The 15,960-nt window shown below is 41.5% G+C and carries 15 protein-coding genes; 10 read left to right on the top strand and 5 right to left on the bottom strand.

Features of this window, described 5'->3' with window-relative positions:
• Nucleotides 1-45: 45 nt before the first annotated feature.
• Nucleotides 46-1,308 (top strand): citrate synthase, encoded by a 1,263-nt coding sequence (locus EWU21_RS10595; RefSeq protein ID WP_130896934.1) that lies wholly within the window; start codon nucleotides 46-48, stop codon nucleotides 1,306-1,308.
• An 84-nt stretch (nucleotides 1,309-1,392) separates the two neighbouring features.
• The gene (locus tag EWU21_RS10590) at nucleotides 1,393-1,830 is read left to right on the top strand and encodes a septal ring lytic transglycosylase RlpA family protein (RefSeq protein WP_130896933.1); all 438 of its coding nucleotides are present in this window, start codon (nucleotides 1,393-1,395) and stop codon (nucleotides 1,828-1,830) included.
• Here EWU21_RS10590 and EWU21_RS10585 read toward each other — a convergent pair.
• The gene (locus tag EWU21_RS10585; protein ID WP_236633214.1) at nucleotides 1,754-2,401 is read right to left on the bottom strand and encodes a 7-carboxy-7-deazaguanine synthase QueE; all 648 of its coding nucleotides are present in this window, start codon (nucleotides 2,399-2,401) and stop codon (nucleotides 1,754-1,756) included. The two genes, EWU21_RS10590 and EWU21_RS10585, sit on opposite strands and share 77 nt — an antisense overlap.
• Nucleotides 2,402-2,455: 54 nt before the next feature.
• On the opposite strand from EWU21_RS10585, the gene EWU21_RS10580 reads away from it, so the two are divergent.
• The 7 genes from EWU21_RS10580 to EWU21_RS10550 are packed head-to-tail and all read left to right on the top strand — an operon-like array spanning nucleotide 2,456 to nucleotide 10,697.
• The gene (locus tag EWU21_RS10580) at nucleotides 2,456-2,686 is read left to right on the top strand and encodes a hypothetical protein (protein ID WP_130896931.1); all 231 of its coding nucleotides are present in this window, start codon (nucleotides 2,456-2,458) and stop codon (nucleotides 2,684-2,686) included.
• Nucleotides 2,683-4,566 (top strand): NAD(+) synthase, encoded by a 1,884-nt coding sequence (gene nadE / locus EWU21_RS10575; RefSeq protein ID WP_130896930.1) that lies wholly within the window; start codon nucleotides 2,683-2,685, stop codon nucleotides 4,564-4,566. The genes EWU21_RS10580 and nadE overlap by 4 nt, the downstream gene beginning before the upstream one ends.
• 19 nt (nucleotides 4,567-4,585) lie before the next feature.
• Nucleotides 4,586-5,353: a type III pantothenate kinase gene (locus EWU21_RS10570; RefSeq protein ID WP_130896929.1), complete on the top strand. Its 768-nt coding sequence runs from the start codon at nucleotides 4,586-4,588 to the stop codon at nucleotides 5,351-5,353.
• A 4-nt stretch (nucleotides 5,354-5,357) separates the two neighbouring features.
• A complete protein-coding gene (locus EWU21_RS10565; protein WP_130896928.1) occupies nucleotides 5,358-6,401 on the top strand; it encodes an agmatine deiminase family protein in 1,044 nt (347 codons plus the stop codon).
• A complete protein-coding gene (locus tag EWU21_RS10560; protein ID WP_130896927.1) occupies nucleotides 6,392-7,033 on the top strand; it encodes a hypothetical protein in 642 nt (213 codons plus the stop codon). The genes EWU21_RS10565 and EWU21_RS10560 overlap by 10 nt, the downstream gene beginning before the upstream one ends.
• Nucleotides 7,034-7,081: 48 nt before the next feature.
• Nucleotides 7,082-9,334 carry a peptidylprolyl isomerase gene (locus tag EWU21_RS10555; RefSeq protein WP_161566506.1) on the top strand — a complete coding sequence of 751 codons (2,253 nt, stop codon included), beginning with the start codon at nucleotides 7,082-7,084 and terminating at the stop codon, nucleotides 9,332-9,334.
• Nucleotides 9,335-9,338: 4 nt separating this feature from the next.
• The gene (locus tag EWU21_RS10550) at nucleotides 9,339-10,697 is read left to right on the top strand and encodes a peptidylprolyl isomerase (RefSeq protein WP_130896925.1); all 1,359 of its coding nucleotides are present in this window, start codon (nucleotides 9,339-9,341) and stop codon (nucleotides 10,695-10,697) included.
• A gap of 143 nt (nucleotides 10,698-10,840) precedes the next feature.
• On the opposite strand, the gene EWU21_RS10545 is transcribed toward EWU21_RS10550, so the two are convergent.
• Genes EWU21_RS10545 through EWU21_RS10535 form a run of 3 tightly spaced genes read right to left on the bottom strand, consistent with a single transcriptional unit; the run spans nucleotide 10,841 to nucleotide 13,382 of the window.
• Nucleotides 10,841-11,635, bottom strand: a complete 795-nt coding sequence (locus EWU21_RS10545) for a thymidylate synthase (protein ID WP_130896924.1) — start codon at nucleotides 11,633-11,635, stop codon at nucleotides 10,841-10,843.
• 1 nt (nucleotide 11,636) lies between these two features.
• Complete coding sequence (locus EWU21_RS10540; protein WP_130896923.1) at nucleotides 11,637-12,074, bottom strand: OsmC family protein; 438 nt, start codon at nucleotides 12,072-12,074, stop codon at nucleotides 11,637-11,639.
• 3 nt (nucleotides 12,075-12,077) lie between these two features.
• A complete protein-coding gene (locus tag EWU21_RS10535) occupies nucleotides 12,078-13,382 on the bottom strand; it encodes an alkaline phosphatase D family protein (protein ID WP_130896922.1) in 1,305 nt (434 codons plus the stop codon).
• Between the two features lie 40 nt (nucleotides 13,383-13,422).
• Here EWU21_RS10535 and lysA point away from each other — a divergent pair, with 40 nt between their 5' ends.
• Nucleotides 13,423-14,655: a diaminopimelate decarboxylase gene (lysA, locus tag EWU21_RS10530; RefSeq protein ID WP_130896921.1), complete on the top strand. Its 1,233-nt coding sequence runs from the start codon at nucleotides 13,423-13,425 to the stop codon at nucleotides 14,653-14,655.
• Nucleotides 14,656-14,692: 37 nt separating this feature from the next.
• Here lysA and EWU21_RS10525 read toward each other — a convergent pair whose 3' ends face one another.
• On the bottom strand, nucleotides 14,693-15,883 hold the full coding sequence (locus EWU21_RS10525; protein ID WP_130896920.1) for a helix-turn-helix domain-containing protein: 1,191 nt from the start codon (nucleotides 15,881-15,883) through the stop codon (nucleotides 14,693-14,695).
• Nucleotides 15,884-15,960: the final 77 nt, after the last annotated feature.

Genomic DNA, 15,960 nt, shown 5'->3' with positions numbered 1-15,960 from the left:
AATTACGTATTATCTTAGTGCCTTGAATTTTATAAGCTTACAACTATGTCTCAAAATGCTGTGATTAACCTCGATGGCCAAACGTTCGAATTACCTACTTTAGTAGGAACCGAAAATGAAAAGGCAATCGACATTGCGAAACTTCGCGATTTATCTGGATACGTAACGTATGATCCAGGTTACAAGAACACGGGTGCAACAAAAAGTGCGATTACTTTTTTAGATGGCGAAGAAGGAATTCTAAGACATTGTGGTTATAGCATCGAAGAGTTAGCCGATAAAGCTAGCTTCTTAGAAGTGGCTTATTTATTATTAAATGGCGAATTGCCTACACAAGTTCAATTAGATGCGTTCGAAGCTGATGTTAAGAAATACACAGTAACGAATGACGTTTTATTGAAAATTGAACAAGTTATTCCGTCCTCAACGCACCCAATGAGCGAATTATCAGCTCTAGTAGGTTTAATGGAAGGTCAATATAATCCAGCTGAAACGAAGGAAAACATCTTACGTTTGATCGCTGCCTTGCCTATTTTCGCGGCTTGGAATTACAAGAAATCAATCGGAGAAGCATTAGTGGCTCTGGATCAATCATTAGACTATTGCTCTAACTTCTTGAAAATGATGTTCGCTAAACCAGGCGAAGATTACAAAGTAGATCCAATCGTTTCTAAGGCATTGAACAAATTATTAATCTTACACGCAGATCACGAACAAAACTGTTCTACGTCTACGGTTCGTTTGATTGGTTCTTCACACGCTAGTTTATTCTCTAGTATTTCAGGTGGTATCCAAGCCTTGTTTGGTCCATTACATGGTGGTGCAAACCAAGCGGTGATTGAGATGTTAGAAGAGATCAAGCAAGCGGGTGGTGATACGTCTAAGTTTGTGGCGATGGCCAAAGATAAGACGTCTGGCTTCCGTTTGATGGGCTTTGGACACCGTGTTTACAAGAACTTCGATCCACGTGCTCGTATTATTAAGGTAGCAGCGGATGATGTGTTAACGGCTTTGGGCGTTCAGGATCCTGTTTTAACGATTGCTCAAGAATTAGAAGCTGCGGCTTTAAGTGATGAGTATTTCGTGGCTCGTAAATTATACCCGAACGTAGATTTCTACTCAGGGATCATTTACCGCGCTTTGGGTATCCCTACGGATATGTTTACAATCTTATTTGCGATTGGGCGTCTTCCAGGTTGGATTTCTCAACACCAAGAAATGATGACAAACAAGGAGCCTATCGGTCGTCCTCGTCAAATCTACGTAGGTTCTCCTGCGCGTGCATTTGTCGATATGGCGAATCGTTAATCTCTGTTTCAATAGATTGAAAAAGCCTCCGATTTCGGGGGCTTTTTTGTTTTACGGAGAGATTCGGCCTAGCTTTGTATCCTTATGCGGATACTATTTTTTCTATTTTTCAGTTTTTCTGTTTGTGCTCAGGTGCAAAAAGGGCAGGCGTCTTTCTACTCCAATCGATTGAAAGGACATCGGACGAGTAGTGGTGAGAAGTATAATCCAGCTAAATTCACGGCAGCACATAGAAAGTTGCCATTTAATACGTGGGTGGAGGTGTATATGCCCAAAACAAAGAAGACCACCTTCGTTCGTATTATCGATCGTGGTCCTCATAGCCGTAAGCGAATTATTGATGTATCGAGGGCTGCGGCTAAAGATTTGGGATTAATTCCTTACGGTTTTTCAATGGTACACATTAAACCGGTGACCGAGAAGTCGCGTATTGATTCCTTGAATGCTATGGAATCTGCAGAAATTTATGAGTTTGAACCGAAATCCGCCACGTCGGATTCGCTTTCACGAAATCCACAATAAGGGGATTCATTTGTTCTTGCTTGGACCACTCGGGTTGCAAGTATAATTCCGCTGATTTAGGAAGTTTTTCTGCCCATTCTTGAGCCCAAGGGATATCAGAAGGGTGGTTTACCACGACTTTGAGTTCGTTCGTAAGGGCTAAAATACCTTCATTAGGTGCTTTGAACTTCTTAGGGGAGAAGCAAATCCAATCCCAAGTTCCAGTAATGGCCGTTGCGACACCGGAAGTTTCGATATGGGTTCTGAATCCTGCCTCTTGTAGAGCTTCTGTCAAAGGGCCTAAATCGTGCATCAACGGTTCTCCACCCGTAATAACCACTAATCGGCCTGGATTCTCGAGTGCTTCAGCGACTAAAGTGGCTACGGTTTTGATTGGATGTGTATCTACCGGCCATGATTCTTTTACATCGCACCAATGGCAACCCACGTCGCAACCGCCTAAGCGAATGAAATAGGCAGCGTGTCCCTGGTATTTACCTTCCCCTTGTAGGGTGTAAAAAGATTCCATTACTGGATAGGTAAATTCGGCTCTTTTTACGGCGGTTTTTATATCTTTGGGGTTGGATTGCATTTGGACTTACATTGAATCACAAAATTAAGTCTAGAATTGTAATTTAACTAATCGATGAATCCAACAAACGCAAAAAATCGACTTTTTCTTGCTGTAGGGCTAGTGGGCACGTTGTGCTTGTTATCCGCTTGTTGGTCAGCTCGTTGTCCCTATCAAACCTGCCGTGTTAAGGTGGAACACCGCCACGGAGTAGGTTATTTTCGTCCGAATGTGGCCTTTTCTTGGATGTGGACACCCCGTTACAAGCATATTCGCGCCGATCAATCTAAAAAGAAATCTAGATGAAGCAGAACGTCGTTTTTTCCGTGGGATCGCTGAATCAATTGCCTTTAGATTGGGAGGGAAATCGCCAACGTATTTTGGCGGCTATCTCTCAGGCCTCTGCTGAAGGTTCGTCTCTTTTGTGTTTGCCTGAATTATGTATTTCAGGTTACGGTTGTGAGGATCAGTTTTTAGCGCCATTTACAGCGGCTAAATCGTGGGAGTCTCTGGAGTTAATCGCTTCTGAGGTTGCTGAAATAGTTGCGGTGGTAGGTTTAGCTTTGCCTTTTGAAGGAGATTTATACAATGTCTCTGCTATTTTAGCGCAGGGTAAAATACAAGCCTTGATCCCCAAACAATTTTTGGCGGATGATGGCGTACATTATGAACCGCGTTGGTTTAAACCTTGGCCTCGAGGGCAGCGGAAAATGTACAAGGGAATCCCATTAGGAGATTACCGCATCCATTTTAATGGAATCACCTTAGGTATGGAGATTTGCCAAGATGCTTGGGAAGGGGTGAAACGACCGGCGTATGATTTAGCTCGTCGAGGCGTTTCAGTGATTTGTAATCCGACGGCCTCTCACTTCGCGTTTGGTAAAGCAGAAATTAGAAAGAAATTAACCCTTGAAGGGGCTAAAATTATTAATGGCGCCTATCTGTTTGCTAACTTATTGGGTAACGAAGCAGGTCGCATCATCTTTGACGGAGATGCTTACATCGCTCACCAGGGTTCTATTGTAGCCCAAACACCGCGTTTTTCTTACCAAGATTATACGTTAGTTTCCCACGAATTGACGTTGGAAAAACGAAAGGATTCAGGAGAGGATGTGGTTTCGTTTGAAATTCATCTTCCAGAAACGCATTCCATAAAAACGTCCGAAGTCCCGGCTTGGGAAAGTTCAGAAACAAAAAAAGAGGAAGAGTTCTCACATGCCGTAGCCTTAGGTTTATTTGATTATTTACGTAAATCTCGCTCACAGGGATGGGTTTTATCTCTTTCTGGTGGAGCTGATTCGTCTGCCATTGCTTCACTTTGTGCGTTGAGTATTCAGTATGCAAAAGAAGAATTAGGCTGGGAGGGTTTGAAGCAAAAGCTAAATTACATTCCCTTGACTACTTCAGTTAAAGCGATGTCTGAATTATTAACGACCATTTATCAAGGAACCGTTAATTCCTCCCAAAATACACGTGATTCTGCTCGTGAATTGGCAGAATGGATCGGGACGCAACATTATGTGATTGAAATAGATTCGATTGTTGAAGGTTACCGCGAATTGGTAGAAAATGCGATTGGTCGTCCATTAACTTGGGAACAGGACGATATTACCCTCCAAAACGTACAAGCCCGCGTCCGTGCCCCTAGCGCCTGGATGCTCGCTAATATCAAAAATGCTTTATTACTCGCTACTTCGAATCGCTCGGAGGCGAGTGTGGGTTATGCGACGATGGACGGCGATACTTCCGGATCGATTTCCCCTATTTCTGGAATTGATAAGAGTTTCGTGAGAACTTGGCTGCTTTGGTTAGAGGCTCAGGGCTTTAAGGGACTGCATTTAGTGAATAGTCTAGAACCGAGTGCGGAATTGCGTCCATTGTCTGAAAAGCAGGTGGATGAGGAGGATTTGATGCCTTATCCGATTTTAAATACGATTGAGCGATTAGTTTTTTATGATTTAGTGTCGCCGCATGAGTGTTTAGAAGAGGTGAATAAGCGCTATGGGGCTGTTTTTGCCAAAGAAAAGCTCGAAGAATTCGTTCGCCGATTCTTCCGTCTTTGGGCTCGAAATCAGTGGAAAAGAGAGCGCTATGCGCCTGGATTCCATGTGGATGATTATAGTTTAGATCCGAAGAGTTGGTTACGCTTCCCGATTTTGTCAGCGGGATTGGAAAAAGATATATAAACAAAACACGAACAAGGAGATGTTATTAGTTGTGGATGTGGGGAACACGGATATCGTGTTTGGTTTTTATGAAGATCAAACCTGGAAAGCAGTTTTGAGAACGCCTACACACCAACCATGGAGCGCGAATGGGGTGGTGAATTGGATTAAGAAGGAGTGGGCGTCCAAAGATTTAGGAGATACCTTACCTTCTTTGGCCTTAATATCCTCTGTAGTTCCTTCGATTTCGCCTCAAATCCAACGTGGATTAGCCTTGTGGTTAGGTTATTCGCCCACGCTCATGCGTCCTAAATTATATGAAACCTTAGCCATCCAAGTCATTGTTCCAGAGGAAATAGGCTCTGATCTAGTGGCTAATGCCGTTTATGCGCACGAAAACTATAAATCGAATGTACTGATTGTGGATTTTGGAACTGCCTTAACTTTCACTTTAGTCAATGCGGAAGGTAAAATGGAGGGCGTTTCGATTGCTCCTGGTTTAAAAACCGCTGTGAAGTCCTTGTTCTCTCAAACTGCCCAATTGCCCGAAGTTCCATTGGAAATGCCCGAATTTAACTTGGGAACCGATACCGTTTCGGCGATTCAAGCGGGGATCCTATGGGGTTATGTAGGAATGGTGAAGGAGATGATCAGTCGAGTAAAAGAAGATAAAAAGGGAGATTTGAAGGTGGTTGCGACGGGCGGATTGTCCTCGATTTTGACACCTTTAGCCTCGTATTTCGATGAGGTAAATAAATTAATTACGTTAGAAGGTTTGCGCCTGATTGCTGAACGTTTAAAAGCCTAAGAAGATGTTTCCGAAAGAACAAGGATACTTTTTTCCTGCCGAATGGCATCCACACGTAGCTACCTGGATTACTTTTCCGCATAACGATCACTCGTGGCAGGAGGAGAAATTAGGGCAGATGTACCCAGAATATTTTGCCTTAATCAAGGCGATTTCTGAAGGAGAACTGGTGCGAATTAACGTGAATTCCGCTGCTTTACAGGCTTTTGTGGAAAGTCAATTGCCTGTTTATGGTATTGATCCATCCAAAATCGAATTCAATGTTCAACCCACAAATGATGCCTGGTGCCGCGATCACGGGCCAGCTTTTTTAGTCAAAGAAGGAAGTGCCGAACGTTTAGTCGTGAATTGGGAATACAATGCCTGGGGTGGTAAATATCCGCCATTTTCGGATGATAATGCGTTGCCGTCGACCATTGCGAAACGTTTATCATTGCCATCCGCTACTCCTGGTATTATTATGGAGGGAGGATCGGTAGACTTTAATGGAGCAGGTACGGTTTTAACGAGTCGTTCTTGTTTATTGAATCCGAATCGAAATTCTCACCTAAGTCAAGAACAGATCGAAGACTATTTGAAAAATTATTACGGCGTTTCACAGGTGCTTTGGGTATCTGATGGGATTGTAGGAGATGATACGGATGGACATATCGACGATACGGTGCGATTTGTGAATACAAATACGGTGATCACGATGGTGGAACCGAATGTGGAGGATGAAAATCATGCGGTTTTGGCGGCTAATTTGGCAGAATTAAAGCAAATGAGGCTATTAGACGGCTCGCCTTTAAGGATAGTCGAGATTCCCATGCCGGATGCCGTGGTGATTGATGGTTTTAGGGCCCCAGGTTCGTATGCGAATTTTTATATCTGCAATGCAGGAGTTTTGGTCCCTATTTTCGATTGTCCACAAGACGAAATTGCCTTAGGAATATTGCGTCAATTATTCAATGATCGTCCCGTGATAGGACTTTCTGCTCGGGAGATTATTTGGGGACAAGGCAGTTTTCATTGTTTGACCCAGCAAGAACCAGCACCGTGCGTATAATTCCTTTTCTTTTCTTGATTACCTTGTTTTCTTGTGCTCGAAAACCTTTTGTTCAACCGGTTTCAGCTCCGGAGGATAAAAATACGCGGGTATCATTGAAGACTTTATCTGTACTTAAGACGCAGGAGATGTTAGGAGATGAGCTTTTATTAGTAGGTGCCGTAGGTATCATAGAGAATGATAAAGTAAGGCCAGTTAAGGTATTCTCATCGTATTTAGGGAAAGTAAAGAAGGGACAAGTCATTCGTTTAGATACAATTAAAGCGTTGGAAATACGTTTACATTCGGGCCAAAAAGCCAGCTTCCAACTTTCCCTCTTCGAAATCGAAGACTACCAGCCCACGAAGAAATGGGTGAATCGGTTTAATTCGGTGAGTGGGGTATTGGCTTTGCCTTTGGCCTTAACTTCCGCCGAAAATCCAGTAGCCTGGTTTTTATGGGGAATGAAAGCCGGGTCTTTAGGGCTGGATTGGGTAAGTGAATTAGATATGAAAGACCTTTTAGGTGTCTCAGAGACCCAATGGGACTTCGATTCAGGTGCTTCCACTATTCGCACCGGCAAGTGGGTAGGTGGTCGAAAATTCATCGATGCCTATGAATACCGGTACCAGATTCAAATTAACGTAGATTAACCGTTTATGTCGGGGATTATTCGTAATTTTGTTAGCTTATTTTTAAGAATGAAAGATTTAAAATTACTAGTTGGATTTGTCTTATGTTTGCCTTTCGCGAGTTTCGCGCAGAGCGCATCACCTATACAGATTGGCCCTAAGAAGATATCGGCAGAGAGTTTTCTGCAAGTCTACAAGCCTTTAGTCGAGTCAGATAGCATTACCAAGGATAATCAAGCGGCTTTTTTATCTGATTACATCGATTATCAATTGAAAATTGTAGCGGCAGAACAGGAGAAATTAGCTGATCAACCAGACTTTAAGGAAGAGTATGCAAGTTTTAGAAAGGAATTAGCTACGCCTTATTTGGTGGATATGCCTACGTTAGATATGCTCGTTAAGCAGGCGTATCAGCGAATGAAAGAGGAGAAAAAGGTGAGCCAAATCTTAGTGAAATTAGGCGAAAACGCGAGCCCAGCGGATACTTTAGTCGCTTTTCAGAAAATCGAGCATATCTACCAGAAGTTAAAAGCGGGTGAAGATTTTGCTACTCTCGCTACGCGCTTTTCAGAGGATGAAATGTCTGCTGTTAAAGGGGGAGTTTTAGGGTATATTACCTCGCTTCAAACCGCTTATGATTTTGAAAATGCGATTTATTCCATCGGAATAGGTGAATATTCTAAGCCTTTCCGTACGGCGAGCGGATACCATATCGTCAAGATTTTGAATCAACGACCTAATTCAGGGAAGATTCGTTTAGCCCATATCATTGTTTCTGCTGCCGTAGATGCACCTACGGCCTTGCAAGTAGAGGCTAAAAAGAAAATTGAACAGGTAGAAGCCTATTTAAAGGCGGGAGAAAGTTTTGAATTGGTTTGTAAAAATTACTCGGAGGATCCTTATTCAAGAGGTCGAGGGGGAGAAATTAGACGTTGGTATTTTTCATCTGATTTAAGTGAGGAATTGCAAGACGCATTATTCGGATTAGAGCGTCTAGGAGATCTTTCCAAGCCCATCCGGACAAATTTAGGTTGGCAACTATTTAAGTTGATAGATAAAAAACCACTCTTGACATTTGAAGATATGTCAGAGTTCATTAAACAAAAAGTACTGACCGATTCGGATCGTCAAAGTTTAATCAAACAAGCTTTTATGAAGCGCGTTCGCGTGGAGAATAAGGTAATCGTGCAAGAAGCCACAAAGAAGGCCGCTTTTGAGCGTATGAACGTGGAAAGAACGGGATCTGAGCCTTTCTTGCAAGAGCCTATTTTTTCGGTCTTAGACAAAACATATACGGTAGGTGATTTTTATACACACGTTCAGGCTCAGCAAAAGAGACGTATTAAATCGCTCGGTTATTTACCTGTCGTTTCTGAACAATCGTATTTAGATGAGCTGATTGAGAAGGAAACGTTGAATGCGGAAGAGGCCAATTTAGAAAGTAAATACCCTGCGTTTAAAGAGCAAATGGCTGATTTTTTGGAGGGGAGTTTATTTAGTAAAATGACGGATCAGGAGATTTTTGAGAAGTCTTTGGATTCTTTAACACAGTCGAAATTCTATCTAGCAAATAAGTCAGCGTTTGTCATGCCTGCTCGTGTAGAAGCGAAATTAGTAGTAGCAGATTCTCAGAAGACGTTAAAAGAGGCTTTAGACTTATTGAAAAAGTCACCCTATCCAATGAATAAGAAGTTAGCCGATCTTTCCTTTGGTTTAAAGGAATCAAAATTAGAGGAGCCTTCGAATAAATTATTAGCCGAATTATTTGTGACAATGGCGAAGAACGTCGACTACGTCGTAGAAATTTCTGGCCACCGCGATGCCTCCGAGGCGGATAGCTTATCTGAAGCGCGTATTAATAAGGTCGTTTCTTATTTAAATGCCAAAGGAATTTCTTCTCAGCGTATTATCCAGAAAGATGAAGCGAACTTAAAAGCGGCATCTAAAACGGTGAAAGCAAAGAATGCGCGTGTCTCCTTCCGGTTCTTTTCGGCTAGTATGGACGATGTCGTCAAGCGTTTTAATGCGCTAAAGCCGGGTAGTTTAGAAGCAAATGAAGGTTACTTTAAAAAAGGCCTATCGCCAGTGATTGACGCTGTCGAATGGACTGTAGGTGCTAAAAACTACGAAGCCGCGGGTAAATTTGCCTTTGTGGAAATAAAGAAAGTAGAATCTGAGCGTTCTCGTTCATTTGAAGAGGCAAGAGGTCTAGTGATTCGTGCCTTGCAAGAGCGCTTAGAAAAGGAGTGGGTAGCGAAATTAAAACAACAATATCCGGTAGTGATTAACCAGGTTGAATTAGAAAAAATACTGAAATTATAAAAATATGAAATTGACTCGTTGGGTTTTAGGTTGGTGTTTAGTGTTAGGGAGTTTATCTGCGTTTGCGCAAGAGGAAGCGAACAAGAATGTGCTAGATCGCATCATTGTGAAGGTAGATAATTACTTCATTTTGAAATCTGAAGTGGAGAATCAATACCAGCAATATTTGACAAGTGGACAAGCAAATACCCCTGATCGCTGCCAAATTTTAGAAGGATTAGTCGTGAACAAATTGATGTTAGCAAAAGCCGAAATTGACTCTGTTATCGTAGATGATAAGCGGATTGAGGCTGAACTAACGAGTCGTATGGAGCAAATGGAAGGCCAATATGGTTCAGCTAAAAATATTGTTGAAGCATATGGAAAGTCCATTCCAACCTTAAAAGAGGATTTGCGCGCTTCTTTAAAAGAACAATTGACGGGTCGTAAAATGCAGGATAAAATTACGGACGAGGTGAAAATTACACCGAAAGAGGTGGCGGCCTTTTTCAATGAAATACCCCGGGATTCATTGCCTTATTTGCCAGCAGAAGTCGAAATTAGCCACATCATTCGCGTCGCAAAGCCGAACAAGAATCAGAAGGAAGAATTGTATGCGAAGTTATTGGATTTTCGTCGTCGGGTAGAGAAGGGCGAGAGTTTTGAAGATTTGGCCAAAGTACATTCCGAAGATTTAGGTTCAGGAAAACGGGGTGGAGACTTAGGTTTTGCAAAACGGGGTGCCATGGTTGCCCCTTTCGAAGCGGCCGCCTTGCGCTTAAAGCCGAATCAAATGTCGGAGGTGGTAGAGTCAGAATTCGGATTTCACTTAATTCAATTATTGGAAATCAGAGGTCAAGAATACCACGCACGTCACATCTTGTTACGTCCTGATTACCAAAAACTAGATTTAACAGAACCTACCAAGTTTTTAGATAGTATTCGAGTGCTAGTTCAACGTGATTCAACGACGTTTGAAAAGGCAGCAAAAGAATTCTCAGAAGACAAAGCGACCCAAGATGCGGGTGGTGTCATCATGGATGCTGCGAACGGAGGTAATCGCTTAGCTTACGATGGAACGATGGATCCGGCTTTGTTTTTTGCCCTAGATTCGATGAAAGTGGGAACGATTTCTGCGCCTATTCCTTTCCGTACTGATGATGGTCGTTCGGCTGTTCGTATTTTGTTTTTCAAAGCGAAACACCCACCTCATTTTGCTAACCTCAAGGATGATTATCAAAAACTAGCTCAAATCACGTTATCTCGTAAAAAGAACAATGCGATCGAGAAGTGGTTTATGAAGGCGAAAGATGATGTGTTTATCTTTATTGATGAGGAGTATAAGGATTGCCGGATTTTGGCGGATGTGCAGCAGCGAGAGTAATTTTCAAAGAGCAAAGTTCAAAGATCAAAGTTCAAATGAAACTATAAATTTAAAAAAGCGGCACTAGCCGCTTTTTTTCATTAAATACTTATCGCCTCCGGCGATACAAAATCTGAACTTTGATCTTTGAACTTTGCTCTTTGTTAAACCGCTACAGGCGCCTTAATCCCCGGATATGGATCATATCCTTCCAGCGTAAAGTCTTCGTATTTGAAATCCAAAATATCTTTCACCTCTGGATTAATCTTCATCGTAGGTAATGCTTTCGGAGTACGAGATAATTGCAGTTCCACTTGTTCCATGTGATTACTATATAAGTGGGTGTCACCACCCGTCCAAACAAAATCACCTAGACCTAGATCACAGACTTGGGCGATCATCATCGTCAACAAGGCATAAGAAGCGATGTTGAAAGGTACACCTAAGAATACATCTGCGGAGCGTTGGTATAATTGGCAAGAAAGTTTTCCGTTTGCCACATAGAACTGAAAGAAAGCATGGCAAGGCATTAAAGCCATTTTAGGCAGGTCTGCTACGTTCCAAGCGCTCACAATGATACGTCGGGAATCTGGGTTTGTTTTGAGGGTGTGAACGGCCTCTTTGATTTGGTCGATGACTACGCCATTAGCGCCTTCCCAGCTTCTCCATTGCTTTCCGTATACAGGACCTAGGTCTCCGTTTGAATCCGCCCATTCATCCCAGATACGTACGCTGTTATCCGTTAAATAGCCAATATTCGTTTCGCCCTTTAAGAACCACAATAGTTCGTGAATGATCGATTTTAAGTGTGTTTTCTTAGTGGTAACTAAGGGGAAGCCTTCTGCTAGGTTAAAGCGCATTTGATAGCCAAAAACACTCGTGGTCCCTGTACCTGTACGATCGGATTTGAAGGTGCCGTTTTCCTTAATGTGGGTTAATAAATCTAGGTATGCTTGCATCTTATGCGTTGAATTTTTCTCCGTTTAATAGTAGGGAATGGGTGATAGTGGCACTAGGCTCTAATTGAGCGGTGGCAGAACAGTATTTATCCATGGACATCTGAATCGCTTTTAGGGCTTTAGATCCGTCAATTTCGCCTTTTAATTCAAATTGAATATTGATTTGACGGAAGGGAGTTTTCTCCGTTCCCTCGATCTTTTCACGATCGCCTGAAACACGGATTTGGAAGTCCTCTACGACTTGACGTTGCTTCTTTAAAATAAGGATAACATCAATGGCCGTGCAACCACCTAAGCCCATTAAAAGTAGCTCCATGGGACGTGCACCAGCATTGTGACCACCAATGCCTTCCGCCGCATCGATGTGCACGGGAATGGGAGAGGAGCCTTTGGCCTCGAAATGAAAATCTTGATCTATACGGTTTAATACTACTTCCATGGCTTATTTTAATAAATTGGATTTAAGTTCTTTCGTCCATAACACGTCTCCTTTTACATTAAAAAGGGTAATGGTCAAGGTACGATCTTTTAAGTGACCCGTCACTTCAATTTTAGAGAAGGCTCTTTCCTGTACCAAAGTCCCAGGAACCAAGGTCTCGTTATAATCTTGCTTTACCGCATCGGCCTTTCCAGCGGTCATGGGTGAAACTGTCAAATCATACAAAGGATAAGTTCCTTCACGCTCTAATTTGTTTAAATCAGAGATGTGTCGATCTCCAGTGAAAAAGAGAACACCTGGAATCTTACGGTTCTTTAATTCTTTCAATAAATAGGTTCTCTCCGCCTCATAATTCGCCATGTTTTCGAATACTTTGGCAGGGCTAACGACCTGACCTCCGTTGACGATTATTTTAAAACTAGCTCTAGAAGTGGACAACTGGTCTAATAACCAAGTCATTTGCTTCGCACCCCAGTAGTCTTTGTTCGGGTCATTTAATTCATTAGGTGCCTTATTCCAACGGTCATCCAGTAAGAAGAATTCTACATCTGCCCATTGGAATTTACCGGTAATACCTTCGTTTGGAAAGGCAAAATTCGGATTACCCCAATACATTTTGAACATCTCTAATGAAGTGTATTTCAAAGGGAATGAGCGATCTGCATCATTTGGACCGTAATCGTGGTCATCCCAAATCGCGTATTGATGTACACTTCCTAATAAGGGTTGCATGGATTTAACGGCACGCGCGTGGTTATTTCGGTGAATCATCCCGGTTCTCGTATAATCTGGTTCACGGTAGTAAAAGTTATCTCCACCCCAGAGCATGAAATCAGGTTTCTTGGCATACATGGCTGCATAAACTTCATCTGCGCCACCGTAAGGTCTACCTGGGCGATCGGTTGCTTCCTCGTTTACATAGTTACACGTTCCAAAAAGGAAAGAGAAGGCAGGTGGATCTTTACGGTATTGCCAAAGTTCCTGAGTTTGGAACTCTAATGGATAATCAAAAGCCATTTTTTTGCCATTCACCAGTACCTCGTATGCGTATTTTTTACCCATTGTTACCTCATCAGCGATGATTCGTGCAATGAAAGCAGTTGTTTTCTCGGTATGTACGGGATCCGTCTTATGAATTGTTTTATCACCCTTCTCCCAGTATTGAATGCTAACATCCGCTGGTTTTTCGGTCTGAACCCAGACTAAAACTTCCTTCATTTCAGAATAGCCTAGCATCGGTCCACTCTTGATTTGAGCACTCGCTAAAAGCGGTACAGTAAGGAATAAGGCGATTAATATTCTTTTCATATTCGTTAGATTAGTATCTTTGTGGCTTACAAATTTCGCTATGGCATATTATTCAATTCAGAACATTCCTTTAACAGATTTGGCCAAAGAATTTGGTACTCCACTTTATGTCTACGATGCCGACAAAATTAGGGAAAAAATCTCGGTTTTAAGAGCCGCTTTTGAGGGAATTGATTTGACCATTAAATATGCCGCGAAGGCAAATACGAATTTGTCCATCTTGCGCCTGATGCGCGAGAATGGGGTCGATATGGATGTGGTGTCGCCACAAGAATTAGAGATCGGTTTGATTGCGGGATATGAGGGTTCAAATATTACGTTTACACCATCTGGAGTTCATTTTTCGGAGATTGAATATGCGGTTTCCAAAGGTGCCATCGTCAACCTCGATAATTTATCCGTTCTAGAAAAGTTTGGCCAAACCTACGGTTCCTCACAACCATGTTTGATTCGCATCAAGCCGCACGTTTTTGGTGGGGGAAATGAGAAGATTATGACGGCACATCCAGAATCAAAATTTGGAATTTCGATCCATCAAAAAGCTGAAATATTATCAATAGTTGAACAATATAATATCAATGTCATCGGTCTGCACCAGCACACCGGTTCTGATATTAAGGACGGAAAGACGTTCGAACAAGCTGCTTCAGCCCTTTTTGATTTTGCGTATGATTTTAAGGATTTACAAATTATAGATTTGGGAGGAGGATTCAAGGTACCTTATTCTCCAGAAGATCCAGGTGTGAATATGCAGGAAGTAGGCCAAATCATGAGCAACGCCTTTCGCGCCTTCTGTCAAAAATACGGTCGCGAATTACGTCTTTGGGTGGAGCCAGGCAAGTTTTTAGTAAGCGAATCAGGTACTTTTTTAGCCGAAACCAATGTCGTTAAACGCGATCCAGTAAAAACCTTTGTAGGAATTAACTCAGGTTTGAATCATTTGATTCGTCCCATGATGTACGGTTCTTATCATTATATTTTCAATGCTTCGAATCAAGATTCCTCGAAGCAAGAAGACTATAGAGTGACAGGATATATCTGTGAAACGGATACGTTTTCATTTGACTTTAACGGCAAACAAAACGAACGTTTATTAAATAAAGTAAAGGAAGGCGATATCATTGCCTTAGCGAATGCTGGTGCTTATGGATTCACGATGGCCTCGCATTATAACTCGCGTTTTTTACCTGCCGAGGTGTTAGTGGATGGGGGCAAGGCGCGGGTGATTCGGAGAAGAGAGACTTTAGAAGATATACTACGTAATCAAGAGTAGCCAATACCTGGGAGCTACTAAACCGCTAAAGTCCGTACTATTTTTCCAACGATTTAATGTAGGCAGATGGAGTTATACCCATCTGTTCCTTAAAGGCATCAATGAATTTTGACCTAGAGGCAAAACCGGCATTAGAAGAAATAGCTTCAATGGTGATTTTTTTAGAATCTCCTGAATCGATCATGACAATCGCATAGTCAATGCGTATTTTTTTTCTCCATTCACTAAATGATAAACCAAGTGACGTGTTAAAATAAAGCGATAGTGTTCTTTCAGGAATTTTTAAATCAAAGGACATTTGTGCTATAGAAAATTCCTTTTTTGTAAAAGGGAGCGAAAGCAAATAGATGGCTATTTCCTCCTTGAATTCAAGATTGGTTTCTACAAAATTTCTTTTTTTCGGAAGACTATATTTAAGGTCACGTATTAAGTTACCTCTGACTTTGTCTGGAATAAATGATATGTTGCCGTAGAGAATTTTTGGAAATAAAAACAAGAATAAATTTTGAAGAAAAAAGCCTCCTCCGGCCACAGCAAAATAGTGTTGTTTCGAAGTGAAAATTTGTGTGTAGGCATCGCTTTGAAAATCAAAATAAATACCCACTACTGTTAACATATGCAAGACACTATTGCTTGATATGACGAATTGAATAGCACATAGTAAATAGATCCATCTTTTTAAAATCCCGTGATTTGTTGACAACTGACCAAATTTAGTCTTTGTTCGTTGGGAATGAACTGTAAAATAGATTAGGGAGAAAAGGCAATAGGCAAGTAAATGTAATGATCTAGATACCAGAATAAATTCAAAGGAAACAAATTGGAAATCAAGGGTATATCTCTCCGTTATATTAATGATTTCGTGGGCGATTTTAGCTTTTTGCTCAAAAGGTAAAGTGGTAAAAGGCAGGCAATTAATAGCAATAAATGCAGCAGGAATTAGGTGAATAAAATCAAATTTTTCTAGTTTCCGCTGATCTGTTACAAGCGTTTTTACGTAAAAAAATAAAAATGGACCTAATAAATAGGAGAGAGGTAAGAAATGGACAAAACAAATACCTTCCCAAAATAGATTTTGGGTATAATGTAACCCATAATATACAAGAACCACCAAATTACAGCACAAGAAAAATAGAGCTAAAAAAGCATTAGATCTATTTAATGAACTTAAGTAATAGATTAGCAAAAAAGAGGTAAATATGCCAAATAAGGGAAAAATAATACCCATAATGAAAGCGTTTTTGTCTAATCATTTCCAAGATAAATAAAAAATTAGTAATTCATTTTGTTCCATCCTCGCAAAGT

The organism is Aquirufa antheringensis (genome assembly GCF_004307425.1).
GTDB classification, from domain to species: Bacteria; Bacteroidota; Bacteroidia; order Cytophagales; family Spirosomataceae; genus Aquirufa; species Aquirufa antheringensis.
The sequence above is the reverse complement of the archived record's forward strand: the minus strand, read 5'-3'. Positions and strand labels throughout refer to the sequence as shown.

Bases quoted from the DNA above. Each gene is read 5' to 3' on its own strand.
- EWU21_RS10595 (WP_130896934.1), top strand. From the start codon at position 46: ATGTCTCAAAATGCTGTGATTAACCTCGATGGCCAAACGTTCGAATTA.
- EWU21_RS10590 (WP_130896933.1), top strand. From the start codon at position 1,393: ATGCGGATACTATTTTTTCTATTTTTCAGTTTTTCTGTTTGTGCTCAG.
- EWU21_RS10585 (WP_236633214.1), bottom strand. From the start codon at position 2,401: ATGCAATCCAACCCCAAAGATATAAAAACCGCCGTAAAAAGAGCCGAA.
- EWU21_RS10580 (WP_130896931.1), top strand. From the start codon at position 2,456: ATGAATCCAACAAACGCAAAAAATCGACTTTTTCTTGCTGTAGGGCTA.
- nadE (WP_130896930.1), top strand. From the start codon at position 2,683: ATGAAGCAGAACGTCGTTTTTTCCGTGGGATCGCTGAATCAATTGCCT.
- EWU21_RS10570 (WP_130896929.1), top strand. From the start codon at position 4,586: ATGTTATTAGTTGTGGATGTGGGGAACACGGATATCGTGTTTGGTTTT.
- EWU21_RS10565 (WP_130896928.1), top strand. From the start codon at position 5,358: ATGTTTCCGAAAGAACAAGGATACTTTTTTCCTGCCGAATGGCATCCA.
- EWU21_RS10555 (WP_161566506.1), top strand. From the start codon at position 7,082: ATGAAAGATTTAAAATTACTAGTTGGATTTGTCTTATGTTTGCCTTTC.
- EWU21_RS10550 (WP_130896925.1), top strand. From the start codon at position 9,339: ATGAAATTGACTCGTTGGGTTTTAGGTTGGTGTTTAGTGTTAGGGAGT.
- EWU21_RS10545 (WP_130896924.1), bottom strand. From the start codon at position 11,635: ATGCAAGCATACCTAGATTTATTAACCCACATTAAGGAAAACGGCACC.
- EWU21_RS10540 (WP_130896923.1), bottom strand. From the start codon at position 12,074: ATGGAAGTAGTATTAAACCGTATAGATCAAGATTTTCATTTCGAGGCC.
- EWU21_RS10535 (WP_130896922.1), bottom strand. From the start codon at position 13,382: ATGAAAAGAATATTAATCGCCTTATTCCTTACTGTACCGCTTTTAGCG.
- lysA (WP_130896921.1), top strand. From the start codon at position 13,423: ATGGCATATTATTCAATTCAGAACATTCCTTTAACAGATTTGGCCAAA.
- EWU21_RS10525 (WP_130896920.1), bottom strand. From the start codon at position 15,883: ATGGGTATTATTTTTCCCTTATTTGGCATATTTACCTCTTTTTTGCTA.